At 66.6% G+C, this 25,810-nt stretch carries 25 protein-coding genes; 18 read left to right on the top strand and 7 right to left on the bottom strand.

Annotation, left to right across the window (positions count from 1 at the left end; all coding sequences use genetic code 11):
- Positions 1 to 158: 158 nt before the first annotated feature.
- A complete protein-coding gene (locus FHT08_RS09445; protein ID WP_166774945.1) occupies positions 159 to 2,405 on the bottom strand; it encodes a DUF1631 domain-containing protein in 2,247 nt (748 codons plus the stop codon).
- Positions 2,406 to 2,535: 130 nt separating this feature from the next.
- On the opposite strand from FHT08_RS09445, the gene FHT08_RS09450 reads away from it, so the two are divergent.
- Genes FHT08_RS09450 through FHT08_RS09465 form a run of 4 tightly spaced genes read left to right on the top strand, consistent with a single transcriptional unit; the run spans position 2,536 to position 5,420 of the window.
- The gene (locus tag FHT08_RS09450; RefSeq protein WP_104538442.1) at positions 2,536 to 3,111 is read left to right on the top strand and encodes a nitroreductase; all 576 of its coding nucleotides are present in this window, start codon (positions 2,536 to 2,538) and stop codon (positions 3,109 to 3,111) included.
- The gene (locus tag FHT08_RS09455) at positions 3,108 to 4,094 is read left to right on the top strand and encodes a 5'-3' exonuclease H3TH domain-containing protein (protein ID WP_104538443.1); all 987 of its coding nucleotides are present in this window, start codon (positions 3,108 to 3,110) and stop codon (positions 4,092 to 4,094) included. The genes FHT08_RS09450 and FHT08_RS09455 overlap by 4 nt, the downstream gene beginning before the upstream one ends.
- A complete protein-coding gene (locus FHT08_RS09460; RefSeq protein WP_047125938.1) occupies positions 4,091 to 4,642 on the top strand; it encodes an NUDIX hydrolase in 552 nt (183 codons plus the stop codon). The genes FHT08_RS09455 and FHT08_RS09460 overlap by 4 nt, the downstream gene beginning before the upstream one ends.
- The gene (locus tag FHT08_RS09465; RefSeq protein WP_166774946.1) at positions 4,635 to 5,420 is read left to right on the top strand and encodes an N-formylglutamate amidohydrolase; all 786 of its coding nucleotides are present in this window, start codon (positions 4,635 to 4,637) and stop codon (positions 5,418 to 5,420) included. Before FHT08_RS09460 ends, FHT08_RS09465 begins: the two co-directional genes overlap by 8 nt.
- 127 nt (positions 5,421 to 5,547) lie before the next feature.
- Here the strand turns inward: FHT08_RS09465 and pip are convergent, their stop codons facing one another.
- Both pip and prmC read right to left on the bottom strand, forming a co-directional pair.
- A complete protein-coding gene (pip, locus tag FHT08_RS09470; protein WP_166774947.1) occupies positions 5,548 to 6,489 on the bottom strand; it encodes a prolyl aminopeptidase in 942 nt (313 codons plus the stop codon).
- Between the two features lie 235 nt (positions 6,490 to 6,724).
- Positions 6,725 to 7,576, bottom strand: a complete 852-nt coding sequence (gene prmC, locus FHT08_RS09475; protein ID WP_104604243.1) for a peptide chain release factor N(5)-glutamine methyltransferase — start codon at positions 7,574 to 7,576, stop codon at positions 6,725 to 6,727.
- A gap of 200 nt (positions 7,577 to 7,776) precedes the next feature.
- On the opposite strand from prmC, the gene ahpC reads away from it, so the two are divergent.
- The 6 genes from ahpC to FHT08_RS09505 all read left to right on the top strand — a co-directional run bounded on the left by ahpC (position 7,777) and on the right by FHT08_RS09505 (position 13,958).
- Positions 7,777 to 8,340: an alkyl hydroperoxide reductase subunit C gene (gene ahpC / locus FHT08_RS09480; protein ID WP_016900725.1), complete on the top strand. Its 564-nt coding sequence runs from the start codon at positions 7,777 to 7,779 to the stop codon at positions 8,338 to 8,340.
- A gap of 215 nt (positions 8,341 to 8,555) precedes the next feature.
- Positions 8,556 to 10,148 carry an alkyl hydroperoxide reductase subunit F gene (gene ahpF / locus FHT08_RS09485; protein WP_166774948.1) on the top strand — a complete coding sequence of 531 codons (1,593 nt, stop codon included), beginning with the start codon at positions 8,556 to 8,558 and terminating at the stop codon, positions 10,146 to 10,148.
- A 79-nt stretch (positions 10,149 to 10,227) separates the two neighbouring features.
- A complete protein-coding gene (locus tag FHT08_RS09490) occupies positions 10,228 to 11,169 on the top strand; it encodes a LysR substrate-binding domain-containing protein (RefSeq protein ID WP_166774949.1) in 942 nt (313 codons plus the stop codon).
- Positions 11,170 to 11,580: 411 nt separating this feature from the next.
- On the top strand, positions 11,581 to 12,003 hold the full coding sequence (gene rnk, locus FHT08_RS09495) for a nucleoside diphosphate kinase regulator (RefSeq protein WP_104538449.1): 423 nt from the start codon (positions 11,581 to 11,583) through the stop codon (positions 12,001 to 12,003).
- Positions 12,004 to 12,078: 75 nt separating this feature from the next.
- Entirely contained in the window at positions 12,079 to 13,047 is a 969-nt protein-coding gene (gene tal, locus FHT08_RS09500; RefSeq protein WP_166774950.1) for a transaldolase, read from the top strand.
- 341 nt (positions 13,048 to 13,388) lie between these two features.
- Positions 13,389 to 13,958: a type 1 glutamine amidotransferase family protein gene (locus tag FHT08_RS09505; protein ID WP_166774951.1), complete on the top strand. Its 570-nt coding sequence runs from the start codon at positions 13,389 to 13,391 to the stop codon at positions 13,956 to 13,958.
- A gap of 330 nt (positions 13,959 to 14,288) precedes the next feature.
- On the opposite strand, the gene msrA is transcribed toward FHT08_RS09505, so the two are convergent.
- A complete protein-coding gene (gene msrA / locus FHT08_RS09510; RefSeq protein WP_166774952.1) occupies positions 14,289 to 14,939 on the bottom strand; it encodes a peptide-methionine (S)-S-oxide reductase MsrA in 651 nt (216 codons plus the stop codon).
- Between the two features lie 180 nt (positions 14,940 to 15,119).
- Between msrA and FHT08_RS09515 the strand changes: the two genes are divergently transcribed.
- Positions 15,120 to 15,827, top strand: coding sequence for a response regulator transcription factor (locus FHT08_RS09515; protein WP_104538452.1), 708 nt, complete (start codon positions 15,120 to 15,122; stop codon positions 15,825 to 15,827).
- Positions 15,828 to 16,117: 290 nt separating this feature from the next.
- Here the strand turns inward: FHT08_RS09515 and FHT08_RS09520 are convergent, their stop codons facing one another.
- Together FHT08_RS09520 and FHT08_RS09525 are read right to left on the bottom strand one after the other, a co-directional pair.
- The gene (locus tag FHT08_RS09520; RefSeq protein WP_039409981.1) at positions 16,118 to 16,348 is read right to left on the bottom strand and encodes a DUF2007 domain-containing protein; all 231 of its coding nucleotides are present in this window, start codon (positions 16,346 to 16,348) and stop codon (positions 16,118 to 16,120) included.
- Position 16,349: 1 nt separating this feature from the next.
- Positions 16,350 to 16,991 (bottom strand): glutathione S-transferase family protein, encoded by a 642-nt coding sequence (locus FHT08_RS09525; protein ID WP_104604231.1) that lies wholly within the window; start codon positions 16,989 to 16,991, stop codon positions 16,350 to 16,352.
- A gap of 243 nt (positions 16,992 to 17,234) precedes the next feature.
- On the opposite strand from FHT08_RS09525, the gene FHT08_RS09530 reads away from it, so the two are divergent.
- The 5 genes from FHT08_RS09530 to rlmM all read left to right on the top strand — a co-directional run bounded on the left by FHT08_RS09530 (position 17,235) and on the right by rlmM (position 22,418).
- A complete protein-coding gene (locus FHT08_RS09530; RefSeq protein WP_104538453.1) occupies positions 17,235 to 18,974 on the top strand; it encodes a glutamine--tRNA ligase/YqeY domain fusion protein in 1,740 nt (579 codons plus the stop codon).
- A 224-nt stretch (positions 18,975 to 19,198) separates the two neighbouring features.
- Complete coding sequence (locus FHT08_RS09535; RefSeq protein ID WP_166774953.1) at positions 19,199 to 20,128, top strand: DMT family transporter; 930 nt, start codon at positions 19,199 to 19,201, stop codon at positions 20,126 to 20,128.
- 233 nt (positions 20,129 to 20,361) lie between these two features.
- Positions 20,362 to 20,778 carry a hypothetical protein gene (locus tag FHT08_RS09540; protein ID WP_104538455.1) on the top strand — a complete coding sequence of 139 codons (417 nt, stop codon included), beginning with the start codon at positions 20,362 to 20,364 and terminating at the stop codon, positions 20,776 to 20,778.
- Positions 20,778 to 21,338, top strand: a complete 561-nt coding sequence (locus FHT08_RS09545; RefSeq protein WP_104604225.1) for a nucleoside deaminase — start codon at positions 20,778 to 20,780, stop codon at positions 21,336 to 21,338. The genes FHT08_RS09540 and FHT08_RS09545 overlap by 1 nt, the downstream gene beginning before the upstream one ends.
- Positions 21,339 to 21,374: 36 nt before the next feature.
- Complete coding sequence (gene rlmM, locus FHT08_RS09550; protein ID WP_104538456.1) at positions 21,375 to 22,418, top strand: 23S rRNA (cytidine(2498)-2'-O)-methyltransferase RlmM; 1,044 nt, start codon at positions 21,375 to 21,377, stop codon at positions 22,416 to 22,418.
- Positions 22,419 to 22,726: 308 nt separating this feature from the next.
- Here rlmM and FHT08_RS09555 read toward each other — a convergent pair whose 3' ends face one another.
- Positions 22,727 to 23,836 (bottom strand): Gfo/Idh/MocA family oxidoreductase, encoded by a 1,110-nt coding sequence (locus tag FHT08_RS09555; RefSeq protein ID WP_166774954.1) that lies wholly within the window; start codon positions 23,834 to 23,836, stop codon positions 22,727 to 22,729.
- Between the two features lie 265 nt (positions 23,837 to 24,101).
- Between FHT08_RS09555 and FHT08_RS09560 the strand changes: the two genes are divergently transcribed.
- Positions 24,102 to 25,004: an SMP-30/gluconolactonase/LRE family protein gene (locus tag FHT08_RS09560; RefSeq protein ID WP_166774955.1), complete on the top strand. Its 903-nt coding sequence runs from the start codon at positions 24,102 to 24,104 to the stop codon at positions 25,002 to 25,004.
- An 81-nt stretch (positions 25,005 to 25,085) separates the two neighbouring features.
- Positions 25,086 to 25,808, top strand: coding sequence for a hypothetical protein (locus tag FHT08_RS09565; RefSeq protein WP_104538459.1), 723 nt, complete (start codon positions 25,086 to 25,088; stop codon positions 25,806 to 25,808).
- Positions 25,809 to 25,810: the final 2 nt, after the last annotated feature.

A 25,810-nucleotide genomic window follows, 5' to 3' on the forward strand; every position in this document is an offset into this window, starting at 1 on the left:
CCCACATTCCGCCAGCGCATGGTAGGCGTTTCGCTTGTTCGTTAAATGTGACGCAATTTGCACTTTAGTCGTGACCGCCAAGGTTTGCGTGTCAGCCGACATCCTAGCTTGCATCGCTGCGGTGGCGCTTGCCAAAGCGCGTTCACCGCCTGCGGGGGTTAAGCCTTCAGCTTAGGCGGCCGGTCCAGCGCATCGACCACGTCCTGCATCGCGCTGTAGAACGCGTCGTCGTCGCGATGCAGCCGCAGGCGGTCCAGCCACACCATCATTGCCAGTTCCTCCGGCGAGGACACGCACAGCCGCCCACCACGCCGGTTGACGAACATCAACCGCCCGGAAATGGGGCTGATCCAGGACAGCTTGCCGGCCTGCACGCGGCCGTGCCGGTCGATGAACTCCAGGCAGGTGCCGATCGCCATGCCACGGAAGAAATCGGCGGTGACACGGTCAAATTCCACCTGCGCGGTGGCATCCAGCATCGGGGTCAGCGGCTCGCCGACCGGATCGGCCGGACCGGGGCTCAGGCGCAGCGCGGCCAAGGTCGGCGCAAGCGGAGCTGGATCGGGCGGTCCCGCAGCAGGTAGCGATGGCATGGGCACCAGCGCGCGCTGCAGTTCCTTCAGAGCCAGCTCGGCGTCGCGTTGCGCCAGCCCGGCCAGCGTAAAGGCCTGCAACAGCTGCGCACGTTGCGCCTCCAGCGCAGCGTCGCCAGGCGCAGCAGCCAGTTGCGCCAGCACCACATCGCCCATTGCCACGGCGGCCTCCAACGCCGGGCCGGCGCTGTCGCTACGCAATGCCGCCTGTTGCACATACGGCTGCCAGACACGAACGAGAAAATGCTCGACCAACGGCGGCAGCGGCCCGCGCGCCAGGCGTTCGGCCAGCGCCTGCGCAGCGGTGCTGCGCGCGCGTTCGCGGCGTTCTTCTGCGCGCTGCAATTCGTTGGCGCGGCGCTCGGCGATTTCCACCCGGCGCTGATAGTGCTCGTAGCTGGCGCCAAATTCGGCTTCCAGCGCCAGAAACAGCCCCGGATGCTCGTCGAAATCGCGCACGACCGTGTCGATCACCGCCTGCACCTGGCCGAGCAAGGCCTGTTCTGCCGCGGTTTCGCCACCATTGCCATCGCAGGCGTCGACCAACAGGTTGAGCAGGCGGCGCGCCGGATGGCTTTCGCGCACGAACAGGTGGCCGTCCAGCATCGCCAGCTTAGCCATCGGCACCAGCAACTGGCCGACCAGGCTGCGCTGCGCATCGGACAGATGGCTCTGCATCAGGATCGCGGCGAACAACAAGGCCACCAGATCCAGCGCGTCTTCGTCGTCGGGATTGAGGCAGGTGGTGGCCGGATCCAAGCCAAGCGCGGCGGCGGCGCGCCTGACCTGCTGACGCAAGCCACGCGCCAGGCCCCGATCGGTGCCGTCGATGGCATCGAAACCGGCTGCAGGCATGGTCTGCAGCAGCGACAGCGCCGAGACCACCTCACGCGGCGATAGCAAGCGTTGCTCTGCAGAGACGGGCGTATCGGCTTCGGGTTCGCGCTGGCGACGTGCATGCTGCAGCAGGTGGTGAAGGCCAGGCGGCAACAGCTCGCGGCCGCTGCGCACATGCACGTCGATCGCCTCGACGCCGACCAACGCACCCTGCCCACCCGACCAATCGGTGAAGAAGCGCGCAATCCAGTCCGGCGTCTCGGCGGCCTGCTCACCTGCGCCTTCGTCCTGCCGAGGAATGCCGTGCCGCCGGCTGCGCGGCTGCGGCAAATCACGCAATCGCGCCACCTGCACCAGCGCCTGCTCCAGCGCGCCGTAGCGTTGACCGACGCGTTCCATCAGGTGCTGCTCGCAGACCTTGATCACCGCCAGATGCACCTTTGGCGCCAGCGTCACGCCCTGAAAGGCGTCGTACAAGGCCACGCCCAGATGGTCCGGCCCAAACGGATTGCTGTCGCCGTCGATACGCAGCCCGCCGGCAATGAAGCCGAGATAGCGATTGAGCCGCATCAGCTCCGGGCGCCACTGGTGCTGCAGCGCGCCAGCCAGATTGCGCACCGCCAGGCGCACCTCCAGATCCTGCTCGGGCAGCAGGGTCAGCCCGGCCGCGCCGCGTCCCAGGCTGCGATCGGCCGACAACGGCCGCCCGGATTCCAGCCCCTGCCAGGCCTTGGCCAGGTGCCCGCGAAAACGTGCGGTGATCGGCTCGCGCTGCTGCCGCACCGCCTGGATGGCCTCCAGGAAGTCGTTCTGGGCCGCGCCGGCATCGGCCGCCAGCCGGAACAGCGCCTCGGCCAGTGCATCCTGAAATTCGACAAATGCATCGGCCAGCGGCACCAGCACGATCTCGCGCACCTGATCGAGCAGGTGCGGATTGTGGCTGGGAAGCATAGGGGTGGAAACGAACTGGGTCATCGGGGAGCACGCAGGACGAACACGGAAGGGATGTCACGGCCGGGCCGGCATCGGCCCACTGGCCATGATGCGGCGGGCGTTGGGAAGGGCCTGTCTATAATTGCCCGCATCCTCGCCTTGACCCGGAATTATGCACGCACCGTATTCGCTCCAGGCGCTGGACGCGCGCCGCTCGGTCCCCTCCAAACAGCTTGGCGAGCCCGGCCCGGATGAAGACACCCTGCTGCGCATGCTCGCCTCGGCCGTGCGCGTGCCGGACCACGGCAAGCTGGTGCCGTTCCGCTTCCTGCGCATCAACGGCGATGCACGCCAGGCACTGGGCGATTTCCTGGCCGAGCGCAGCCTGGCCGCCGACCCGCTGGCGCCGCCCGCAGCGGTCGAAAAAGACCGCAACCGTTTCAACGATGCGCCACTGGTGATCGTGGTGATCGCCGCGCTGCGCCCCGGGCACAAGGTGCCCGAGCAGGAACAGCTGCTCACCGCCGGCTGCGTGTGCTTTGCGCTGCTGCAGGCCGCGCAGGCGCATGGCTTCGGCGCGCAGTGGCTGACCGCATGGATGGCCTACGACCCGGCGGTGACCGGCTATCTGGGCCTGGAGCAGAACGAGCGCATCGCCGGTTTCATCCATATCGGCACCCCGCGCCTGCAGGTGCCCGAGCGCGAGCGCCCGGATCCGCGTGCGCTGCTGCGCGACTGGACACCGTGACCACGCATACCCCTCCGCTTGCAGGCGCACCATCGGCGATCAATCGCCCGATCCCGCTCTATCTGGTCGATGCCAGCCTGTACGTGTTCCGCGCCTGGCATTCGATCCCGGACGAATTCCAGGATGCGCAAGGCTGGCCGACCAATGCGGTGCACGGCTTTGCGCGCTTCCTGCTCGACCTGCTCGAACGCGAGGATCCCCAGCACATCACCATTGCCTTCGACGAGGCGCTGGACAGTTGTTTTCGGCATGCGATCTACCCGGCCTACAAGGGCAATCGCACCCCGGCACCGGATGCGTTGCGGCGCCAGTTCGCGCATTGCAAGGCACTGTGCGCAGCGTTGGGCCTGAGCGTGCTGGCGCACCGCGATTACGAGGCCGACGATCTGATCGGCAGCGCCTTGCACAGCGTGCGTGCGCACGGCCTGCGCGGGGTGATCGTGTCGGCCGACAAGGATCTGTCGCAGCTGCTGCTCGAGCACGACGAGCAGTGGGATTACGCGCGCAACCTGCGCTGGGGCATGGACGGGGTCAAGGCGCGCCACGGCGTGCATGCCCATCAGATCGCCGACTACCTGGCGCTGTGCGGCGATGCGATCGACAACATCCCCGGCGTCACCGGCATCGGCGCCAAATCGGCGGCAGTCCTGCTGGCGCATTTCGGCAGCCTGGATGCCTTGCTGGAACGCATCGACGAAATCCCGTTCCTGCGCCTGCGCGGCGCGGCGCAGATGGCCGCGCGCCTGCGCGAGCAACGCGAACACGCACTGTTGTGGCGTCAGCTCACCACCATCGCACTAGACGCGCCGCTGGCGCTGACCGCTGCCGGTTTCACGCGCGCGCAAGCCGATGCGGACATGCTGGCAGGATTATGCGAGAGCCTGCGCTTCGGCCCGCTCACCCGGCGCCGGCTACTGGCCGCGTGCAGCGGCGCGCAGGTACCGCGCACTCCCGTTTCCCTGGAACAAGGTCTGCATCCATGAACCGACACGACACCCCGCCCACCGTGGTTTACGAAGGCAAGTACCAGCGCATGGTCGTGCGTGGCACCTGGGAGTATTCCGAACGTGTGCATGCCGGCGGCCTGGCCGCGATCATCGTGGCGGTGACCCCGGACGATGCGATGCTGTTCGTCGAACAGTTCCGCGTGCCGCTGCAGGCACGCACCATCGAGATGCCGGCCGGCCTGGTCGGCGACGTGCACGCCGACGAGTCGATCGAGCTGTCGGCCATTCGCGAGCTGGAAGAAGAAACCGGCTGGACCGCCGAACATGCCGAAGTGCTGATGATCGGCCCCACCTCGGCCGGCGCCAGCAGCGAGAAGATCGCCTTCGTGCGCGCCACCGGCCTGCGCAAGGTCGGCGCCGGCGGCGGCGATGCCAGCGAAGACATCACCGTGCACGAGATCCCGCGCGCACAGGTCGGCGCCTGGCTGGTGCAGAAGATGGCCGAGGGTTATCAGATGGACCCCAAGCTGTGGGCCGGGCTGTATCTGGTCGATCACGCGCTGGACGGCACCGCGCGTGGGTGAAGCGACCGCTGCCCGCCTGCTGGGCGCCGACGATCCCGCACCGTTCAGCGTGCACAGCCCGCAGGCCGCCTCGCCATGGCTGTTGATCGCCGACCACGCCGGTCAACGCGTGCCGGCGCGGCTGGCCAATCTCGGCCTGCCGCAGCAGGAGCTGGACCGCCACATCGGCTGGGATATCGGCATTGCCGAGGTCACCCGCTTGCTGGCCGATGCGCTGGATGCGGTCGCCATCGCGCAGACCTATTCGCGCCTGGTGATCGACTGCAATCGTCCGCATGGGTCGGCCACGCTGATGCCCGAGGTCAGCGACGGCACCTCGATTCCCGGCAACCAGCAGCTATCGGCGGCCGATCGGCAGCAGCGCATCGATGCGATCTTCGCGCCGTACCACGCGCGCATTGCGGCAGAACTGGATGCGCGCGCACAGCGCAGGCAACCGACCGTGCTGGTGTCGATGCACAGCTTCACGCCGATCATGGCCGGCAACGCGCGGCCCTGGCATGCCGGCGTGCTGTACAACCGCGACACGCGGCTGGCGCACCGCCTGCTGCAGGCCTTGCGCAACGAGCCGGATCTGGTGGTCGGCGACAACCAGCCCTATGCGGTCAGCGACACCAGCGACTATGCGATTCCGGTCTACGGCGAAGGCCGCGGGCTGCTGCATGTGGAGCTGGAACTGCGCCAGGACCTGATTGCCGACGCGGCCGGGCAACAGGCGTGGGCAAAGCGCCTGGCACGCATCCTGCCGCCGCTGGCAGACGCGCTGCTGCCGCGTTAAAACACCTGAAATCCGCGTAGGAGCGTGCCTGCGCGCGATGAGGCGTCATCGGTAACGCCTCATCGCGCGCAGGCATGCTCCGACAGGTCATGCCAGCGCATGACCCGGCTGCGCCGGACGTCGTCGCTCAGGCGAACCCGTCGGTGGCGCGCACCAGCGCATCGACATTTTCCGGCTCGAATCCGGAATGGCCGGACGCCGCGCTGATCTGCAACTGCGCCTTGGGCCACACCTTGTGCAGGTCCCAGGCGCTTTGCAGCGGGCAGACCACGTCGTAACGGCCGTGCACGATCACGCCGGGGATGTCGGCGATGCGGTGCGCGTCGCGCAACAGCTGATCTTCGACTTCGAAGAAACCGCCGTTGACGAAGTAATGATTCTCGATGCGCGCAAACGCCAGCGCGAAGTGCGCGTCTTCATGCCCGGTGACGAAATCGGCGTCCACATGCAGGAAGCTGGTGGCACCTTCCCACACGCTCCACGCCTTGGCCGCGACCAGACGCGTGGCTTCGTCGTCGCTAGTGAGGCGGCGATGGAAGGCGGAGATCAGATCGGCGCGCTCCACCACTGGAATCGCGTTGACGTAATGCTCCCAGGCATCCGGGAACAACCGGCTGGCGCCCTGCTGATAGAACCATTCCAGCTCGAAACGGCGCAGCAGGAAGATGCCGCGCAGCACCAGCTCGGTGACCTGCTGCGGATGGGTCTGCGCATAGGCCAGCGCCAGGGTCGAGCCCCAGCTGCCGCCGAACACCTGCCAGCGCGCGATGCCCAGGTGTTCGCGCAGGCGCTCGATATCGGCGACCAGGTCCCAGGTGGTGTTGTTCACCAGATCGGCATGCGGGGTGGAGCGGCCCGCGCCGCGCTGGTCGAACAGCACGATGCGGTACTTGGCCGGGTCATGGAAGCGCCGCATCTTGTCGTTGCAACCGCCGCCGGGGCCGCCGTGCAGCATCACCACCGGCTTGCCCTGCGGATTGCCGCACTGCTCGAAATACAGGGTATGGCGGTCGTCGACCTGGAGGGTGCCGTGGTCGTACGGCGTGATCTCGGGATAGAGCGTGCGCATGCGTCGGTCCTGCGGGAAACCGCTAGTGTATCGGCACCCGGTCTGCACACGCGGGCGCCCCATGCGATCGAGCCAGGGCGGGGGCACGGCGAAGCGCGAGGGAGTGGAGCGACGGAGCCAGGCTCCTGCACGCAGCGCCGGACGGGCGCGGTCGGTGCCCGGAAGCGGCATGTCCTGTTTCAGCTCCGAGCGCGCCGTCCCCCTCCACCTGGCGACCGCTCCGTGGCCCGCCGCGCTAGCTCGCAGCGGGCGACCAGCGCCCCGACGTCACCCGGTCACGCTGCTCCAGGTCCTGATGCGTGGCTACCGCATCGAAGCCACGCGCCTGCAGCAGCCCGGCCACCGCCGCGCCCTGGTCCCAGCCGTGTTCGAGCAGCAGCCAGCCGCCCGGCAGCAGATGCGCAGGCGCATCGGCGACGATCAGACGGATGTCGTCCAGGCCATCGGGGCCGGAAGCCAGCGCACTGGCCGGCTCGTAGCGCAGGTCGCCTTCGCCCAGGTGCGGATCCTGCGCGGCGATATACGGCGGGTTGCTGGCGATCAGGTCGAAGCGTTCGCCGGCCAGCGGCGCGAACCAGTTGCCCTGCCGGCATTCGACATTGCGCAAGCGGTGGCTGTCGGCATTGCGCCGGGCAACCGCCAGCGCCGCCGCGCTGGCATCGGTGGCGATCACCTGTGCCTGCGGCCGTTCGCTGGCGATGGCCAGCGCGATCGCGCCGCTGCCGGTACCCAGATCGGCAACGCGGCGGCCTGGCCGGGCATCCAGTCGCTCAAGTGCCAGCTCGACCAGCACCTCGGTGTCGGCGCGCGGGATCAGCGTGGCGGTGGAGACCGCCAGATCCAGCGTCCAGAACCCCCGCGTACCGGTCAGGTAGGCCACCGGTTCGCCGGCCTGGCGCCGCTGCACCAATGCCGCGAATGCCTGCGCGACAGACGGCTCGACCGGATCGCGGCCATGCGCGAACAGCCAGGCGCGGTCGCGGCCCAGCGCGTGCAGCAGCAGCGGCTCGGCATCACTGCGCACGATCCGCTCGACCGCACGCCGCAGCAGCTGCTCGGCGGCAAGACCGGCTGGGTCCTCACTCATACGGATCATTCACTCATGCGCAACATCGGCTGACCATTATCGGAGATGGAATCGGCCCCTGCAGCGGCAGACGCCGTCTGCAAATTCGATAGCCACAGCCTATCTATACAATTCCATCAATCGATTTGAGAAATCTATCGATCCTACCTACCATGGCGACTGTTCCATCCCCCGCCCCCTTCATCGCACGAGGAAACTCAATGTCTCTTATCAACACTCAGGTCCAGCCGTTCAAGGCGAATGCGTACCACAACGGCAACTTCATCGAAGTCACCGAGGCCAGCCTGAAGGGCAAGTGGTCGGTGCTGATCTTCATGCCGGCCGCCTTCACCTTCAACTGCCCGACCGAAGTGGAAGACGCCGCCGACAACTATGCCGCGTTCCAGAAGGCAGGCGCCGAGGTCTACATCGTCACCACCGATACGCACTTCTCGCACAAGGTGTGGCACGAAACCTCGCCGGCCGTGGGCAAGGCGCAGTTCCCGCTGATCGGCGACCCGACCCATAAGCTGACCCGCGCATTCGGCGTGCACATCGAAGAAGAAGGCCTGGCCCTGCGCGGCACCTTCATCATCAATCCGGACGGCGTGATCAAGACCCTCGAGATCCACGACAACGCGATCGCCCGCGACGTCACCGAGACGCTGCGCAAGCTGACCGCTGCCCAGTTCGTCGCCAACAACCCTGGCCAGGTCTGCCCGGCCAAGTGGAAGGAAGGCGCCAAGACCCTGGCTCCGTCGCTGGACCTGGTCGGCAAGATCTAAACCGACTGACACCTCCGGCCTGTGGTTGAGGCCGGAGCATCTCCGGCCCAGCACTGGGCCGGGGGTGAACCGGAGCCGGTGCCGGGCTGCCCGCCAGCCATCGCCAGCACGCATTCCCGACATCGCGCCGGCTGCGGTTCATCCCCTCCTCCCCGGCGATCTGCCTCAGCGCAGCGACGCCACGCCCTCCCCTTGCCCATTCCCAGGAGTTCTCCATGTTGGATGCCAACCTCAAGACCCAGCTGACCGCCTACCTGGAACGGGTTACCCGTCCGATCCAGATCAATGCCTCGATCGACGAAAGCGCCGGCTCGCGCGAAATGCTCGACCTGCTCGAGGATCTGGTGCTGCTGTCGGACAAGATCAGCCTGGATATCCACCGCGATGACAACCAGCGCAAGCCCTCGTTCGCGCTGACCACGCCGGGCCAGGACATCTCGCTGCGCTTTGCCGGCCTGCCGATGGGCCACGAGTTCACCTCGCTGGTGCTGGCGCTGCTGCAAGTGGGCGGTCACCCGTCCAAGGCCGCCGCCGAGCTGATCGAGCAGGTGCAGCACCTGGATGGCGACTACCAGTTCGAAACCTATTTCTCGCTGTCGTGCCAGAACTGCCCGGACGTGGTGCAGGCACTGAATCTTGCCGCCGTGCTCAACCCGCGCATCAAGCACGTGGCCATCGACGGCGCGTGGTTCCAGGACGAGGTCGAAACCCGCCAGATCATGTCGGTGCCCACCGTCTACTTGAACGGCGAGCTGTTCGACCAGGGCCGTATGACGCTGGAGCAGATCGTCGCCAAGCTCGACACCAATGCCGCAAAGCGCGACGCCGCCAAGATCGCGGCCAAGGACGCCTTCGATGTGCTGGTGGTCGGCGGTGGCCCGGCCGGCTCGGCAGCGGCCGTCTACGCCGCACGCAAGGGCATCCGCACCGGCGTGGCCGCCGAGCGCTTCGGTGGCCAGGTGCTGGACACCATGTCGATCGAAAACTTCATCTCGGTGCCGGAAACCGAAGGCCCGAAGATGGCTGCCGCGCTCGAGCAGCATGTGCGCCAGTACGACGTGGACATCATGAACCTGCAGCGCGCCGAGCAGCTGGTTCCGGCCGGTGCCGATGGCCTGATCGAGATCAAGATGGCCAACGGCGCCTCGCTCAAGAGCAAGACCGTGATCCTGTCCACCGGCGCGCGCTGGAGGCAGATGAACGTGCCGGGCGAAGACCAGTACAAGAACAAGGGCGTGGCCTATTGCCCGCATTGCGATGGCCCGCTGTTCAAGGGCAAGCGCGTGGCGGTGATCGGCGGCGGCAATTCGGGCGTCGAGGCCGCGATCGATCTGGCCGGTATCGTGGCGCATGTCACGCTGGTGGAATTCGACGACAAGCTGCGCGCCGACGAAGTGCTGCAACGCAAGCTGCGCAGCCTGCACAACGTGCGCATCATCACCAGCGCGCAGACCACCGAAGTGCTGGGCGATGGCCAGAAGGTCACCGGCCTGGTCTACAGGGACCGCACCGGCGGCGACATCCAGCACGTGGATCTGGAAGGCGTGTTCGTGCAGATCGGCCTGCTGCCCAACACCGAATTCCTCAAGGGCTCGGTTGCGTTGTCGCCGCGCGGCGAGATCATCGTCGACGACCGTGGCCAGACCAATGTTCCGGGCGTGTTCGCTGCCGGCGACGCCACCACGGTGCCGTACAAGCAGATCGTGATCGCGATGGGCGAAGGTTCCAAGGCTGCGTTGAGCGCGTTCGATTACCTGATCCGCTCCAGTGCACCGGTCAGCGCCGACAACGTCGCCCAGGCAGCATAAGCGCACGCAAGCCAGCGCCCGGCCAGCCCGGGCGCTAAGCTCCATTCGTACCCCGTCACCGCAATGAGGGCTGCTGCACATGAATCTGCGTGACCTGAAATATCTGGTCGCCCTGGCCGACCACAAGCATTTCGGCCGTGCTGCGACGGCCTGCTTCGTCAGTCAGCCGACGCTGTCCACACAGATCAAGAAACTCGAAGACGAGCTCGGCGTGCCGCTGGTGGAACGTGCGCCGCGCAAGGTGATGCTGACCCCGGCCGGCCGTGAGGCAGCGATGCGCGCACGCGGCATCGTGGCCGAAGTGGAACAGATGAAGGAAGCGGCGCGGCGCAGCCAGGATCCGGAAGCGGGCACCGTGCGGCTGGGCATCTTTCCCACCCTGGCGCCGTATCTGTTGCCGCATGTTGTCCCGCAGATCCGCGAGCGATTTCCGCGTCTGGAACTGCTGCTGATCGAGGAAAAAAGCGATCAGCTGGTGCACCAGCTGCGCGAAGGCCGCCTGGATGCGGCGCTGCTCGCGCTGCCGTTGCAGGATGAGCAGCTGCATGCCGAATTCCTGTTCGAAGAACCCTTCGTGCTGGCCGTTCCGGAAGGCCATCCGCTGTCGCGCTATGACAGCATGACGCTGGACGATCTGTCCGAGCAGCGGCTGTTGCTGCTGGAAGATGGCCACTGCCTGCGCGAACAGGCGCTGGATGTCTGCCATCTTGCCGGTGCCCTGGAAAAATCCGAATTCCAGGCCACCAGCCTGGAAACGCTGCGCCAGATGGTGGCCGCCAACGTCGGCGTGACCTTGCTGCCGCTGCTGGCGGTCAAACCGCCGGTCGCACGCTCGGAGAACATCCGCCTGATCCGCTTCCGCGAAGACAAGCAACCCAGCCGCCGCATCGCCATGGCCTGGCGACGCAGCTCGGCCATGACTGCGTTTCTGGAGCAGCTGGCGCAGCTGTTCAAGGAGCTGCCGGCTAGTTTGTTCACGCTGGACCAGCCGGCGACCGGCCCCAAGGCGGTTGCGGCCTGAGGAATCGGGAATCGGGAATCGGGAATCGCAAGATCGTTGCATGGCTGCGGTTGCTTGGCGGGATGTTTTTTCACCTGTTCTCGGACATAAGCGACGCGCAAGCGTCGTTTTTTGTTTGGTGGGTGGTTATGACGCGATGTATCCGGAAGCACATGGCGGTTGCGGCGTCACTGGCGTGCGGCAGGCTCCCGCCGTCGCGTGCAGTTGGTCGCTGACGCGCGCGGCGACGTGCTGCGGTGTCGCGCTTGCCTCCCTTGCCAACGGCTCGCAGCTTGCAGTACCGCGCCGGCCTTGCCCGGCCCAGGCCGTGCGCTGCGCCATCTCGCCATGCATTGCGATCGGGCAATGGCGCCCTCATCTGGTGAGTGACGCTTGCCATGTTGGCGAGCCGTAGTCGTCAAGGAGATTGTCATGACTTCGCAGCATCACAGCGGCTTGCCGCCGTCCATCCTGGTTTCCAGCCACGACCTCGCCCGGCTTGAGGCCTTGCTCGACTCCCCCGCATTCAACAAGCACCCGGCTGCCACCGCGCTGAGTGACGAACTGGGCCGCGCACGCGTCGTGCCGCCCGACCAGATTCCCGGCGATGTCGTCACCATGCACTCCCGCATCGATTGCGAAGATGCGCTGCATGGCGAACGACATACGCTCACCCTTGTGTATCCGCACGAGGCCGATGTGCAGCAGGGCCGTATCTCGGTGCTGGCACCGGTCGGCAGCGCGCTGCTCGGGCTGTCGGTCGGTCAGAGCATCGACTGGCGCACCCCCGATGGGCGCGACCTGCGTCTGCGCGTGAGCGCCGTACATGATCAACATGCACTGGGCGACGCCTGACTTCCCACGCCATGCGCGCTACCGTAGCGCGCTGTGTCCTATCCACGACCCGCCCCACGATTCGAGAGAACCCGCATGACTGCATCTGCCTCCAAGCTTGCCCAGTTGCGTGACCTGTCCGTCGTCGTTGCCGACACCGGCGACTACGACGCCATCAAACGTCTGAAGCCGGTCGACTGCACCACCAATCCCACGCTGGTCAAGAAAGCATTGGACCTGCCGGTGTATGCCGATCTGATCGAGCGCGAACTGGCCTGGGGCCGCGAGCACGGCGGCGAAGACCGCACCAGCACCGTCAACGAAGTGGCCGACCGCCTCACCGTCGGCTTGGGCGTCAAGCTGGCCGAATTGGTGCCCGGCCGCGTCTCCACCGAGGTCGATGCCGACTTGGCACACGACACCGAGGCGACCGTCGCCAAGGCGCGCAAGTTCATCGCGATGTATGCCGAGCGTGGCGTGTCCAAGGACAAGATCCTGATCAAGATCGCGGCCACCTGGGAAGGCATTGAAGCCGCGCGTCAGCTGCAGCGCGAAGGCATCGACTGCAATCTGACTCTGATCTTCAACCGCTCGCAGGCGCTGGCCTGTGCGGAAGCCGGCGTGTTCCTGATCTCGCCGTTCGTCGGCCGGATCCTGGATTACTACGTCGCCCAGGGGCAGACCCCGGCCAGCATCGACGAGGACCCGGGTGTGGTGTTCGTGCGCACGGTCTACAACGCGTTCAAACAGCGTGGCTCGTCCACCGTGGTGATGGGCGCCTCGTTCCGCTCCACCGCGCAGATCGAAGCCCTGGCCGGTTGCGACCGCCTGACCATCTCGCCGGAGCTGCTGGAAAAGCTTGACGCCGAATACGGCGAGCTGCCGCGCAAGCTCTCGCCTGCGCAGCCCGACAATGCGCAGATCGTCCCGATCGACAGCGACGGCTTCGCCACCGATCTGGCAGCCGACCCGATGGCCACCGAAAAGCTGGCCGGCGGCATCGACGCCTTCGCCAAGGATCTGCAGGCACTGCGCAAGACCATCACCGACAAGCTCGCCGGCTGACTGCAACGCCGCGGGTCGCAATACCAACGCCTGCAGCCTGATGGCTGTGGGCGTTGTGGTTTCTGCAGTCTGGCTGCACAGCACGCTGCAGCCACGACACGTAAGGCAACACTGGCCTGCGACGCTGGCGTTGGAAACTGCGGCTGCCGGCCTGGGCTGCCGTACTTTCTGGGCACCGCTGAGCTGGCGGGCGCGTTGACGCCTGCGCAGCCGTCACTGAGCTGGCATGCGCGCGTCTTGGCCTGATCAGTGCGCGGATCGATGTGGCTCTGCACACGTCGCTTACACCCGCGCACCCCGCACTGCCTAGAATCCGGGTTCCTCAACTGGCGTAGCGGACAATGGCAAACATTGCAGTGGTGATGGTCGACGGCGTGGCCGATTGGGAAATTGGCGTTGTCCTGCCGGCGGCGCGCGAATGGTTCGGCGACCAGGTCGCCATCGCCAGCATCGATGGTCAGCCGGTGCAGTCGATCGGCGGGCTGCGCATCACCCCGGATTTCGCCCTCTCCGATCTGGCGCCGCTGGACGCCGATCTATGGATCTTGCCTGGTAGCGAACGTTGGCAGGCCGGCGAAATCCCCGGCCTGAGCGGCCTGCTGGTCGAGCGCGTGCAACACCAGCGTCCGGTCGCGGCGATCTGCGGTGCCACCATCGCCCTGGCCTATGCCGGCCTGCTCGACCAGCGCGCGCATACCAGCAACGCGCTGGCCTTCCTGCAGGAACACGTGGTGCCGTACGTCGGTGCCGCGCAATACCGGCACGAAAAGGTGGTGACCGCCGATGGCGTGATCACCGCACCCGGCACCAGCCCGGTCGGCTTCGCGCTTGCCTGCATGCGACTGCTGCATCCCGAACGCACCGACATGCTGGCCCAGCTGCGCGGCATGTTCGCCGGCGAGTTCGTCTGACCCAGCGGTTCAGGCACGCCTGGCGCACTGGCTGCACTGACTGGATGCAGTGAGTCGCCGCACCGATCCATTGCACCGACTGGCTGTAGGGATTGACCGCAATGATCCGCTGGGCCAGTTCGCCTCTCAGCCACACGCGGCGGTGCCGGCGCGTCTTGCGCACGCGGCAAAAAAAAGATGGCGACGTCGTCTCCGACGTCGCCCTTCCCCTTGCCCGGCATGCACTCCCATGCGCTGCCCGATCGTGATGACGCTACCGGCCACTGTCAGCCACCGGCGCGCCGCCACGATCACGTGGATGGCAGCGCTTCAATCCGGCCTGCCTTTCCGTCAGGCACCCAGCCCGATCGGGCAGCTCACTCCCGTTCCGCCAAGCCCGCAGTAGCCATTGGGATGCTTGGCCAGATATTGCTGGTGGTCGTCTTCGGCGTAATAGAACGTGGGCGCCGGGAAACGGATCTCTGTGGTGATCGCGCCGTACCCGGCTGCGTCCAGTTGCTGCTGGTACGCATCGCGGCTGGCAAGCGCGGCGTCGTACTGCGCCTGCGTGGTGCAATAGATCGCCGAGCGGTATTGGGTGCCGACGTCGTTGCCCTGCTGCATGCCCTGGGTGGGGTCGTGGCTTTCCCAGAACGTGCGCAGCAATTGCGCAAACGACACCGCCTCTGCGTCATAGACCACCAGGACCGCCTCGGTGTGGCCGGTCTGCCCGGAACACACTTCGCCGTAAGTCGCATTGGGTGTTTCGCCGCCGGCGTAACCCACCGCCGTGGTGTACACCCCTGGCAGGTTCCAGAACTTGCGTTCTGCGCCCCAGAAACAGCCGAGCCCGAACTGTACCTGGGCCAGGCCGGAGAACTCCCCGCGTAACGGGTGGCCGTTGATCAGGTGGGTGTTGTGGAGCGGCAGTGCTTGCTCGCGTCCGGGTAACGCCTCGCCCGGACGTGGCATGCGTTGTTTGAAAGCGCCGATTCCCAGCATGGTGCAACTCCGCAGGTGTGAGGGTTGCCTGCTGGATGGCGCCGGCCGTGGCGGCTTTCAAGCCACCTCGGCCAATACGGCATTACTTCCTGGTCCAAGCTCAACATCGAAACCAAGCGACCCCAACAATGTTTCCGGCTGGCATATACTCGAATATGCTGATCGGCCTAGAGCTAGCCCATGCAAACCCTCACCGATACTGGCGATTGGCGTCCGGCGTCACCACACCAGGCATCCGACAGCGCGCACTGGCAGGCGCTGTGCGAAGCCGCGGTGGCGCTGCGCCAGGCACGGACGCCGGAGCAAGCCTGCGACGCGGTGCTGGGCCGGGTGCTGCTCCTGCTGGGTCTGGAACATGGCGCGGTGCTGGCACAACGCGGGCCACGCGCGCAGGTGCTGGCCAGCCGCGGCCACGCATTGCCCTCCGGAGCAAGCGTAGCCGGCGACAGCCATGAAGCGGCCTGGCTGATGCCAACGCGCCCGGCCGATACCTGCGAGGCCAAGGTGCCGATCCATGCGCTGGGCAGCACTCTCGGCATGCTGTGCGTGGCCTGGAACGACAACCGTCCCGTCCCAGGTAACGATGATGTCCAGGCGTTGCAGGCCTTCGCCCTGCTGCTGCCGGCGATGGTGGCCGAACCGGCAAAACCGCCTGCCACGCGTCGGCGCAAGCCGATCCAGGACGACCGCCTTGGCGCGCTCAGCAAACGCGAGAAACAGGTGTTGTCACTGCTGCCGCGTGGCCTGACCAATGCCACGCTCGCAGCTGAACTGGGGATTTCTCCCGGCACGGTCAAGGTGCATGTGGAACGCATCCTGCAGAAGCTTGAGGTGAAAGATCGCACCCAGGCCGCGGTCTACGCAGTCCAGGCCGGACTGGCGCCATGAAGGCATTGGCGGTGCGCCGCAACGATTGGCCGACCATCGGCAGGAGCCTGGCGGCGCTGCCCCTGACCTGCTGCCGCTGGCGGCCGGGTTGATCGCGATCTGCAGCGTGGAGCGGCGGAATATCGCCGCCGACAGCTGCAGCACCGCCAGGGTGGCGCCAGTGGCGATGATGCGTGCCGTCTCGAGCGATTCCCTCATAGGAGCGCGCCTGGGCACGACGGGCATTTCCAGGAGCGCCTCGTCGCGTCCAGGTGCGTTCCTACGACAGGCACTGCCCTGGCGTCTGGCCGCTACAGCGCGCGGGTGACCTCGCCGCACAGGCCGATGTCCGCCAACACCGCCTGCGCCTGGCTCAGGTGCAGGTCGGCCACGCAGACCTGCAGCACGCCGAAGGCAGGCAGTTCGCCCGCACCACCCAATAGCGACTCGCCGAACACGAATGCAGTGATGCCGGCATCTTCCAGTGCGTGCTTGGCCAGGTGTGCGTCGATGATGTGGCTGGCGCGGTATGCGATCTGCATGTCAGCCACGCTCCAGGCGTTCGCGCTCGGCGTCCTGCTTCCACTCGCGCAGTGCCGGCAGCGCATCCAGTGCGGCCAGGTAATCGCCGGCAGCCTCGAACAACGGCACGCCGTAGCTGGCAAAACGCAGCGCGACCGGGGCGAACATCGCATCGACGATGCCGAAGTCGCCGCACAGGAACTGCCCGCCATGGCCGTGCTCGGCGCGCAGGCTGGCCCATAGCGCCTGGATGCGGGCGATGTCGCGCTCGGCAGCCGCATCCCAACGCGCCGGGCCAGGCATGCGGCCCAGATTCATCGGCAGCTGGGTGCGCAAGTCAACGAAGCCCGAATGCATTTCCGCCGCCGCCGCGCGTGCCTGCGCGCGCACGGACGGCCCGGCCGGCCAACCGCGGCCATCCAGCCAGCGTTCGTTGGCGTATTCGCAGATGGCCAGCGAGTCCCAGACATGCAAGGCGTCGTCCCACAGCACCGGCACCTGCAGGGTCGGCGAATAACCGGCGATGCGGGCCTGGAATTGCGGCGTATCCAGCGGCAGCGCGATCTCTTCGAACGGCACATGGAAATGTCGCAGCAGCAGCCACGGGCGCAGCGACCAGGAAGACCGGGTCTTATCGCCGATCACCAGGCGGGGCAAAGGCATGCGTGGGGAACTCCGAAGGATCGCCGCAGCGTACGCGCCGTCGGCGGTGCCGGCCAGCCCGGCATGCCGCCTGCCAATGGCGCCCGTCCCGCGTGCAGTCAGCAGATGCAGGCCCCGGTAGTGCGGCGCTTGCACGCGGGACCAGCGCGCACGGGCGACGCTCGCTGTCCGCACCCGACACGCCGCCTACCCCTAACCCGTGCCACCGCCTAAACTTGCGGTTTACCTATTGCTGATGCACGCATGTCCCAGACCCTAGCCACCGACGCCACCGCCCCGGCGGAGAAGAAAGACTTCATCCGCCAGATCGTCCGCGAGGATCTGGCCAGCGGCAAGCACACGGTCATCCGCACCCGCTTCCCGCCCGAGCCCAACGGCTATCTGCATATCGGCCACGCCAAGGCGATCTGCCTGGATTTCGGCCTGGCCTCCGAATTCGGCGGGCTGTGCAATCTGCGCCTGGACGACACCAACCCGGCCAAGGAAGACCCCGAGTTCGTGGTCGCCATCCAGGACGACGTGCGCTGGCTGGGGTTCGAGTGGGCGCAGCTGCGCCACGCATCGGATTATTTCCAGGTGTATTACCTGGCCGCGGAAAAACTGATCCGCGATGGCCATGCCTTCGTCTGCGACCTGTCCGCCGAGCAGGTGCGCGAGTACCGCGGCACGCTGACCGAGCCCGGCCGCAATTCGCCCTTCCGCGAGCGCAGCGTCGCCGAAAACCTGGACCTGTTCCGGCGCATGCGTGCCGGCGAGTTCCCCGATGGCGCGCGCACGCTGCGCGCCAGGATCGACATGGCCAGCGGCAACATCAACCTGCGCGACCCGGCGCTGTACCGCATCAAGCATGTCGAGCACCAGAATACCGGCAACGCGTGGCCGATCTACCCGATGTACGACTTCGCGCATTCGCTGGGCGACGCGGTGGAAGGCATCACCCATTCGCTGTGCACGCTGGAATTCGAAGATCACCGCCCGCTCTACGACTGGTGCGTGGACAAGGTGGACCTGGCCGCGCATCCGGAGCTGCTGCAGCCGCTGCTGGACCAGGGCCTGCCGCGCGAGGCCGCCAAACCGCGCCAGATCGAGTTCTCGCGCCTGAACATCAACTACACGGTGATGAGCAAGCGCAAGCTCACCGCGCTGGTGGAAGAACGGCTGGTGGATGGCTGGGACGACCCGCGCATGTACACGCTGCAGGGCCTGCGCCGGCGCGGCTATACGCCGGCGGCGATGCGCCTGTTCGTGGATCGGGTGGGGATCAGCAAGCAGAACTCGCTGATCGATTTCTCGGTGTTGGAAGGCTGTCTGCGCGAGGATCTGGATGCGGCCGCGGCGCGCCGCATGGCGGTGATCGACCCGCTCAAGCTGGTGCTGACCAATCTGCCCGAAGGCCACAGCGAGACGCTGAGCTTCTCCAACCATCCCAAGGACGAATCCTTCGGCACGCGCGAGGTGCCGTTCGCGCGCGAACTGTGGATCGAGCGCGAGGATTTTGCCGAAGTCCCGCCCAAGGGCTGGAAGCGTCTGGTGCCCGGTGGCGAGATCCGCCTGCGCGGCGCCGGCATTGCGCGCGTGGACGAGGTGATCAAGAACGACGCCGGCGAGATCGTCGAGCTGCGTGGCTGGCTGGATCCGGAATCGCGTCCGGGCATGGAAGGCGCCAACCGCAAGGTCAAGGGCACCATCCATTGGGTCAGCGCCGCGCATGCGGTGGAAGCGGAAATCCGCCTGTACGACCGCCTGTTCTCGGTGGAGAAGCCCGATGACGAATCCGAGGGCAAGACCTACCGCGATCATCTCAACCCCGAGTCCAAGCGCAGCGTGCGCGGCTATGTGGAGCCGAGCGCGGCACAGGCCGCGCCCGAGCAGTCGTTCCAGTTCGAGCGCACCGGCTACTTCGTTGCCGATCGCCGCGACCATAGCGCCGCCACGCCGGTGTTCAACCGCAGCGTAACCCTGCGCGACACCTGGGCCAAGTGAACCGGGCCTGCGCCGGATGCCAGCCCTCCGGTGCGGATACGACGGCAGGCAGCCGTAGCGAGGCCCGGCCTGCGACGATCGGCGCGCTGATGGATGCTTGTCACTGCGGGATGCAGCAAGAGTGACGCCGCTTCAGAGCGGTGTCTTCTGAGTTAATGAACAAGCGCAATGGAGCTGCGTGCCGCACTTCATTGCATGCTGCGTGGCAGGTAAGGAGCAGCACGATGCGTGAGCGCTTGATGGTGGGTGTTGCCTGCGGCATCGGTGCAGGCGCGTTATGGGGACTGGTGTTTCTGGCGCCACAATTGCTGGCGGCGTTTACGCCGTTGCAACTGGCCGTCGCCCGTTATCTGTCGTATGGCGCGGTCGCGGCGCTGGTGCTGGCACCGCGCGCGCGCCAGACCGCTGCACGGCTCGGACGCGCCGAATGGTGGGCGCTGCTGCGTCTGAGCCTGCTGGGCAACCTGATCTATTACGTGCTGCTCGGCAGCGCAGTGCAGTGGGCGGGCAGCGCGGCAACCGCGCTGATCATCGGCCTGTTGCCGGTGGTGGTCACCGTGATCGGCACGCGTGCCGCAGGCGCGGTGCAACTGCGACGCCTGGCCGCGCCCTGCGTGTTGTGCGTCATCGGCGTGGCGCTGGTCGCCCTGGACACCTTGCAACACGATGCCGGTCACCACGCCAGCGATCGCGCCACCCGCATCGCCGGCCTGCTCTGTGCATTCGGTGCGCTGGCGTCGTGGTCGGCCTACTCCATCGGCAATGCGCGTTGGCTGCGGCGGCGCCCGGACCTGTCCGGTGGCGATTGGTCGCTGCTGACCGGCGTGGTCACCGGCGCATTGTCGCTGTTGCTGGCGCCGGCCGCACTGATCGGCAGCGCGCCACATGCGCCGATCGACTGGGTCAGTTTCTGGGGCATTTCGCTGCTGCTGGGCATCCTGGCCTCGGTGATCGGCAACGCGTTGTGGAACCGGGCCAGCCGCGTGCTGCCGCTGACCCTGGTTGGCCAGATGATCGTGTTCGAAACGATCTTTGCGTTGCTGTACGGCTTTGCCTGGGAAATGCGCCTGCCCACGCCGTTGGAGTTGGCCGCCATCGCCTGCCTGCTGGTCGGCGTGCTGTGGTGCGCAGCACTGCATGCAAAAGCGGAATGACGCCGGCACCTGATGCACGCACCAGCCTGGATTGCAGGCTGTGGCCGTCAGGAGCGCCGCCATATGCGCTGCAGGCGTATTTCAATCACATGCCGGGCCCTGGCCAGCGCCATCCGCGGCAACGCGCGCGAGATACGGCCCCCGCGCGTTTGCGCAGTGGATCCGGCGCTCGCCGCATTGCGCACATCTGGGGCTTACCATGGCCGCTTACCTGTCCCGATCGGAGCGGCCGCATGTCCCGTCTTTTGTCCCGGTGTCTGAGCACGCTGTTGCTGCTGGCCTGTGGTGTGTCGATCGGCTGCGTGGCCGCACCACCGGCCGATACGGCCACGCCGACTCCGGCGACCAACGCGGCCAGCGGCCCGGCAACCGGCAAACCGGTCACCGTGACGACCACCTGCCGCACCGACGCCGATTGCACGGTGAAGAACGTCGGCAACTGCTGCGGCGCATTCCCGGCCTGCGTCAACGTCGACAGTGCCACCGACCCCAAGGGCGTGATGGCGCAGTGCCAGGCCAGCGGCATGATGAGCGTGTGCGGCTTCCGCGAGATCAGCGCCTGCCAGTGCGTGGCCGGGCAATGTGCCGCAAAGGACGCCCAGGCCGATACACTGCGCCCCGCTCCCCCCTCTACGGAAATGGTCCACTGATGCTTTACGCGCAAGTCCACCTCACGCTGCCCGACTGGATCCACGCGCATGTCGACGACAGCCGCGCCTATCCCAGCGACGAGGACAAGGTGGCGCTGGCAATCGAACTGTCGCGGATGAATGTGCAAGAGCGCAGCGGCGGCCCGTTCGGTGCGGTCGTGTTCGGCCCGGACCACCGCATCATCGCCGCGGCGGTGAACCGCGTGGTGCCGCAGACCACCTCGCTGGCGCATGCCGAAAACATGGCCTACATGCTCGCGCAGCAGCGCCTGCAGACGCCGCGCCTGAACGATGTGCTGTCGCCGGTGACGCTGGCCACCTCGGCGCAGCCGTGCTGCCAGTGCTACGGCGCCACGGTGTGGGCCGGCATCGACCGCCTGCTGATCGGCGCACGCGCCGACGACGTGATGGCGCTGACCGAATTCGACGAAGGCCCGCTGCCTGCCGACTGGGTGGGCGAGCTCACCCGCCGCGGCATCGAGGTGGTGCGCGACGTGCATCGCGACCAGGCCTGCGCGGTGCTGCGCAACTATGGCGAGGGCGGCGGTGACCATTATTGAGCTGCCCCGCAGCGGTCGCGCACGCCGGGCACCCCGATGAGCGGCCTGCTGTGTTACTGCCGCCAGGGCTTCGAGCCGGAACTGGCTGCCGAGTTGAGCGCGCGCGCCGCGTTCGTCGGCATCGCCGGCTATGCGCGTACCCAGCGCAACGACGGCTATGTGCTGTTCGTCTGCGATGAGGCCGCACAACTGGCCACCAAGCTGCACTGGCGCGAGCTGATCTTCGCGCGGCAGAAGCTGGTGGTGGTCGCCGAACTCAAGGGCATCGACCCGAAGGACCGCATCACGCCGATCCTGGCCGCACTGGAAGGCCAGCCGCGTTTCGGCGATCTGTGGGTGGAACACCCGGATTCGGACGCGGGCAAGCCGCTGGCAGGGCTGGCGCGCAGCTTCGGCAATGCCTTGCGTCCGGCCTTGCGCAAGGCCGGCCTGCTCACCGACAAGCCGCAGCCGCGCCTGGCACGGCTGCATATCTGTTTTCTCGATGGCGACCACGCCTTGCTGGCGGTGGCCGACAGTGCCGACAGCGCGCCCTGGCCTCTGGGCATTCCACGTTTGAAGCTGTTGCCGGAGGCGCCATCGCGCTCGGCGCTGAAGCTCGACGAAGCCCTGCTCACCCTGCTCGCACCGGAGGAACGCGAAGCGCTGGTCAAACCCGGCATGCGCGCCGCCGACCTGGGCGCGGCCCCTGGCGGCTGGACCTGGGTGCTCACCCGCCAGCACCTGCATGTCACCAGCGTCGACAACGGCCCGCTACGCGAGCATGTGCTGGAGACCGGCCTGGTCGAGCATCTGCGCGCCGACGGCTTTCATTGGAAGCCTGCGCAGGCGCTGGACTGGATGGTCTGCGACATGGTCGAGCAACCGCGCCGCGTGGCCGAACGCATGGCCACCTGGATCCGCGAAGGCTGGTGCCGCAACACCATCTTCAACCTCAAGCTGCCGATGAAAAAGCGCTGGGACGAGACCCGCCTGTGCCTGGACCTGTTCGAGCAGCAGGCCGAGAAATCGCTGATCGTGCGTGCCAAGCAGCTGTATCACGATCGTGAGGAGATCACGGTGTTGGCGATGCGGGGTTAGGAGCGGGGAATCGGGATTGGGGAATCGTGAGAGCTGGGAATCGGGATTCGGGATTCGGGATTGGGGAATCGTAAAAGCGGGGGATTGGTGGCGTTGTTGCTGTGGGTGCTGGCGGGTATCGCGTGAGTTGGTGTGGTGATTCACCTGCGCCAGTCGCGCTGATGGCAGTCCGGTGTGATTGCTGGGCAACCGCTTTCGGTGCTGGACTGCACGGCCTGTGGGGACTTCATCGTGGCAGGCTGGTGCGTGCCAGCCTGCTCGCCTGGCTCAGGCGGGCCTGCTCCATCGATTGACGGAGCGAGGCGCGATCAGAGCACGATTCGCTTGCTGCCCTCGCGGGCAGAGCGGTAGATCGCATCGACGATGCGGATGTCGCGCAAGCCTTCTTCGCCGGGCGCACGCAGGGGGGTGCCGTTGATGATCGCCAGCGCGTCCTCGTCCATCTGCAATGCCTGCTGGTGCGGCACCTTGGCGTCGAACACGCGCCCGTCGCTGGCCTTGCCGGTCACGCCCTGGTAGCTCTGGAACGGCGACAACTCGTACCAGCCGCGCTCGCATTCGGCGCGCAGCACATTCATGTTGTTCCCGAAGCTGGTCTTGCACTGCGCACGCACCGCGTTCGGAAATTCCAGGGTGAAGTCCATATGCTCGTCGACTTCGTCGAACAATTCGGGACGATCGGTCCAGCGCTTGGCGGTCACGGCCAGCGGCTCGCTGCCCACCGTGTAGCGCGCGGCATTGAGCGGATACACGCCCATGTCGTACATCGCCCCGCCGCCGAACTGGGAGCGCAAGCGCCATGGACGATCGGCCTTGGTCGCATCGTGATAGCCGTTGTAGCCGGCCTCGGCGCGCACACGCTGCATCGCGCCGAACGGCTTCTCGCTGGCCATCGCGATCAGGCGACGCGTGTTGGGTTCGTGCTGCATGCGATAACCGATCGTCAGCGCCACCTTGTTGCGCCTGCACGCCGCGATCATCGCCTCGCATTCGCCGGCATGCATCGCCATCGGCTTTTCGCACCAGACGTGCTTGCCGGCCGCCGCCGCGCGCAGGGTCAGCGGCGCATGCAGATGGGTCGGCGTGACGATGTACACCACGTCGATGTCGTCGTTGTCGGCGATCCGGTCGAAGTTCTCGTAGTTGTAGACGTTGCGATCGGCGATGCCGTACTTGGCCTTCCACTGCGGAATCTTCGCGGGCGTGCCGGTGACGATACCGGCCAGCCGGCAATGCCTGGTCAATGCCAGGCCCGGCGCGAGCTGTTCGCTGGCATAGCTGCCCAGGCCGGCCAATGCCACGTTGAGCGGTTTGCCCGGCTTTTTCTTCGGCAATGCCCAGCCGGGTGCAGCAAGCAGGACGCCTGCACCGCCGAATGCGGCGAGCAAACGACGACGTGTGATCGATTCCACGGACATGCAAACCTCCTTGGCAAGATTGAGAGCGGCTGACACCATCGCGTGCGATCGTCAGCGATGACGACGACAGCACTCGCACCGGAGTGTCAGTGGACACGTGCCGCACCGCGGCCCATTCGCACTGCCCGCAGGTGGGCGCAGTGCTGCTGTTGGTCGCTCGTCGGCCAATGCTGCCCGGGCACCTTACTTGATCGTGCGTGATTACCGCCATGGCCGCTGCGCACGTTCTGGCACACTGGCAACGATCCCATCCGGAGCACGCCGCATGACCGCCATCGCCCGCCGCCGTTTCCTGCCATTGGCGCTACTGTTGTCCAGCTCGCTTGTGGTCGCTGCCGATGCGCCGTTCGTTGCGCGCGACCTGATCGGCGATGGCGCCTTCACCCACAATGCCGAGGGTCCTGCGGCCGGACCGGATGGCGCGCTTTACGCGGTGAATCTGGGCAAGGACGGCACCATCGCGCGCATTGCCCTGCACGCCGATGGCAGCGCCAAGGCAGAGGTCTTCGTGACCTTGCCCGACGGCAGCACCGGCAATGGCATCCGCTTCCGCGACGGGACGATGTACGTGGCCGATTACACCGGCCACAAGATCCTGCAGGTGAACCTGCAGACGCGCGCGGTCAGCACCTTCGCCTCGCTGCCCGACGCCGACGGCCCCAACGATCTGGCGATTGCGCCCGATGGCAGCTTCTATGCAAGCGACCCGAACTGGAAAGACAACAGCGGCCGCCTGTGGCACATCGGCCGCGAGGGCGTCGTGGCGTTGATGGAATCGGGCATGACCACGCCCAACGGGCTGGACGTCAGCCCCGACGGCAAGCATCTCTACGTCAACGAAAGCGTGTCGCGCAAGGTGTGGGTCTACGACCGCGTCGATGGCGGCCTGCGCAACAAGCGCCTGCTGATCAGCTTCCCCGACTTCGGCATGGATGGCATGCGTTGCGATGCCGACGGCAATCTCTATATCGCCCGCTACGATGCCGGGCAGATCGCGGTGGTCTCGCCGCAGGGCAAGTTGCTGCGCACGGTCGCGTTGAAGGGCCGCAAGGCCAGCAACGTCGCCTTCGGCGGCACCGATGGCAAACAGGTGTTCGTGACCTTGCAGGATCGTGGCGCAGTTGAAACGTTCAGGTCCGATCGCCCGGGCCGCGAAACCGGACACTGAAACTGCTGCGCGCGTCGCAACGGTTCTCAGGTCGCGCAACAGCGCCCTGGCATCCTGCAGGTCACCCGTGGAGGACTCCCCATGCAACCGATCGAACTCAAGGACGCGGCGGCCTTCGGCAACGAATTCCTGCGCCTGACCCTGCTGCAGGGATTCCAATCGCTGACCAAGCGCGATCTGGAATTGCTGATCTTCGTGCTGCTCGAACGCGACGGCGCCATCTCGCGCAACAGCTCCAACGCGATGGTCGCGCTGCAGCTGCGGGTGACCTCGGCCAAGGTCAAGGCATTGCGTCGCGACGGCTATGCGCGCTGGCGCTCGCTAGTGCCCGAGGAAGGCGACGCGGCAATGCAGCGCATCGTCGCCAACGTGCTCACCGAAGACAATCTACGCTCCGGTGCCAAGCACGTCAGCGAACGCAGCCGCAAGGAAGGCTTTCTGGCGGTGCGCATCGAACACCCGGACGATGCGCAGCAATTCGAACAGGCCATCCTGGATGTCGGAGCCTTGCCGGTGTACGAGCGCAATCGCGAAGTGGTCGCGGTGCGCTTCGACACGCTGCTGAAAGTCGCCGAACGCTGGGGCTATCTGCAGCCGGACCCGCAGGCCACCGTGCGCCAATTGCAAAAGCTCACGCCCACCGCCGAGGAAGTGGCGGACCTGCTGAAGAAGGACATCGCGCAGGTGCGCTGGGACGATGTACGGCGCGCGCTCAACAGCCTTGGCGCCAAGGCCGTGGCCAGCACTGCCGAGGGCGGTCTGAAGGGCTTGTTGAAGATCGTGTTTCCGTTCATCCCCGGCTGAGC

The organism is Xanthomonas sp. CFBP 8151 (genome assembly GCF_011761885.1).
GTDB classification, from domain to species: Bacteria; Pseudomonadota; Gammaproteobacteria; order Xanthomonadales; family Xanthomonadaceae; genus Xanthomonas; species Xanthomonas arboricola_B.

Excerpts from the sequence above, each read along its gene's own strand:
- prmC (WP_104604243.1), bottom strand. The coding sequence starts at position 7,576 with ATGAGTGAGGACCCAGCCGGTCTTGCCGCCGAGCAGCTGCTGCGGCGT.
- FHT08_RS09560 (WP_166774955.1), top strand. The coding sequence starts at position 24,102 with ATGACCGCCATCGCCCGCCGCCGTTTCCTGCCATTGGCGCTACTGTTG.
- FHT08_RS09450 (WP_104538442.1), top strand. The coding sequence starts at position 2,536 with ATGCACGCACCGTATTCGCTCCAGGCGCTGGACGCGCGCCGCTCGGTC.
- FHT08_RS09520 (WP_039409981.1), bottom strand. The coding sequence starts at position 16,348 with ATGCAGATCGCATACCGCGCCAGCCACATCATCGACGCACACCTGGCC.
- FHT08_RS09540 (WP_104538455.1), top strand. The coding sequence starts at position 20,362 with ATGTCCCGTCTTTTGTCCCGGTGTCTGAGCACGCTGTTGCTGCTGGCC.
- FHT08_RS09555 (WP_166774954.1), bottom strand. The coding sequence starts at position 23,836 with ATGTCCGTGGAATCGATCACACGTCGTCGTTTGCTCGCCGCATTCGGC.
- rnk (WP_104538449.1), top strand. The coding sequence starts at position 11,581 with ATGACTTCGCAGCATCACAGCGGCTTGCCGCCGTCCATCCTGGTTTCC.
- ahpC (WP_016900725.1), top strand. The coding sequence starts at position 7,777 with ATGTCTCTTATCAACACTCAGGTCCAGCCGTTCAAGGCGAATGCGTAC.
- msrA (WP_166774952.1), bottom strand. The coding sequence starts at position 14,939 with ATGCTGGGAATCGGCGCTTTCAAACAACGCATGCCACGTCCGGGCGAG.
- ahpF (WP_166774948.1), top strand. The coding sequence starts at position 8,556 with ATGTTGGATGCCAACCTCAAGACCCAGCTGACCGCCTACCTGGAACGG.
- pip (WP_166774947.1), bottom strand. The coding sequence starts at position 6,489 with ATGCGCACGCTCTATCCCGAGATCACGCCGTACGACCACGGCACCCTC.
- FHT08_RS09460 (WP_047125938.1), top strand. The coding sequence starts at position 4,091 with ATGAACCGACACGACACCCCGCCCACCGTGGTTTACGAAGGCAAGTAC.
- FHT08_RS09545 (WP_104604225.1), top strand. The coding sequence starts at position 20,778 with ATGCTTTACGCGCAAGTCCACCTCACGCTGCCCGACTGGATCCACGCG.
- FHT08_RS09505 (WP_166774951.1), top strand. The coding sequence starts at position 13,389 with ATGGCAAACATTGCAGTGGTGATGGTCGACGGCGTGGCCGATTGGGAA.
- FHT08_RS09565 (WP_104538459.1), top strand. The coding sequence starts at position 25,086 with ATGCAACCGATCGAACTCAAGGACGCGGCGGCCTTCGGCAACGAATTC.
- FHT08_RS09515 (WP_104538452.1), top strand. The coding sequence starts at position 15,120 with ATGCAAACCCTCACCGATACTGGCGATTGGCGTCCGGCGTCACCACAC.
- FHT08_RS09535 (WP_166774953.1), top strand. The coding sequence starts at position 19,199 with ATGCGTGAGCGCTTGATGGTGGGTGTTGCCTGCGGCATCGGTGCAGGC.
- FHT08_RS09530 (WP_104538453.1), top strand. The coding sequence starts at position 17,235 with ATGTCCCAGACCCTAGCCACCGACGCCACCGCCCCGGCGGAGAAGAAA.
- tal (WP_166774950.1), top strand. The coding sequence starts at position 12,079 with ATGACTGCATCTGCCTCCAAGCTTGCCCAGTTGCGTGACCTGTCCGTC.
- FHT08_RS09525 (WP_104604231.1), bottom strand. The coding sequence starts at position 16,991 with ATGCCTTTGCCCCGCCTGGTGATCGGCGATAAGACCCGGTCTTCCTGG.
- rlmM (WP_104538456.1), top strand. The coding sequence starts at position 21,375 with ATGAGCGGCCTGCTGTGTTACTGCCGCCAGGGCTTCGAGCCGGAACTG.
- FHT08_RS09490 (WP_166774949.1), top strand. The coding sequence starts at position 10,228 with ATGAATCTGCGTGACCTGAAATATCTGGTCGCCCTGGCCGACCACAAG.
- FHT08_RS09445 (WP_166774945.1), bottom strand. The coding sequence starts at position 2,405 with ATGACCCAGTTCGTTTCCACCCCTATGCTTCCCAGCCACAATCCGCAC.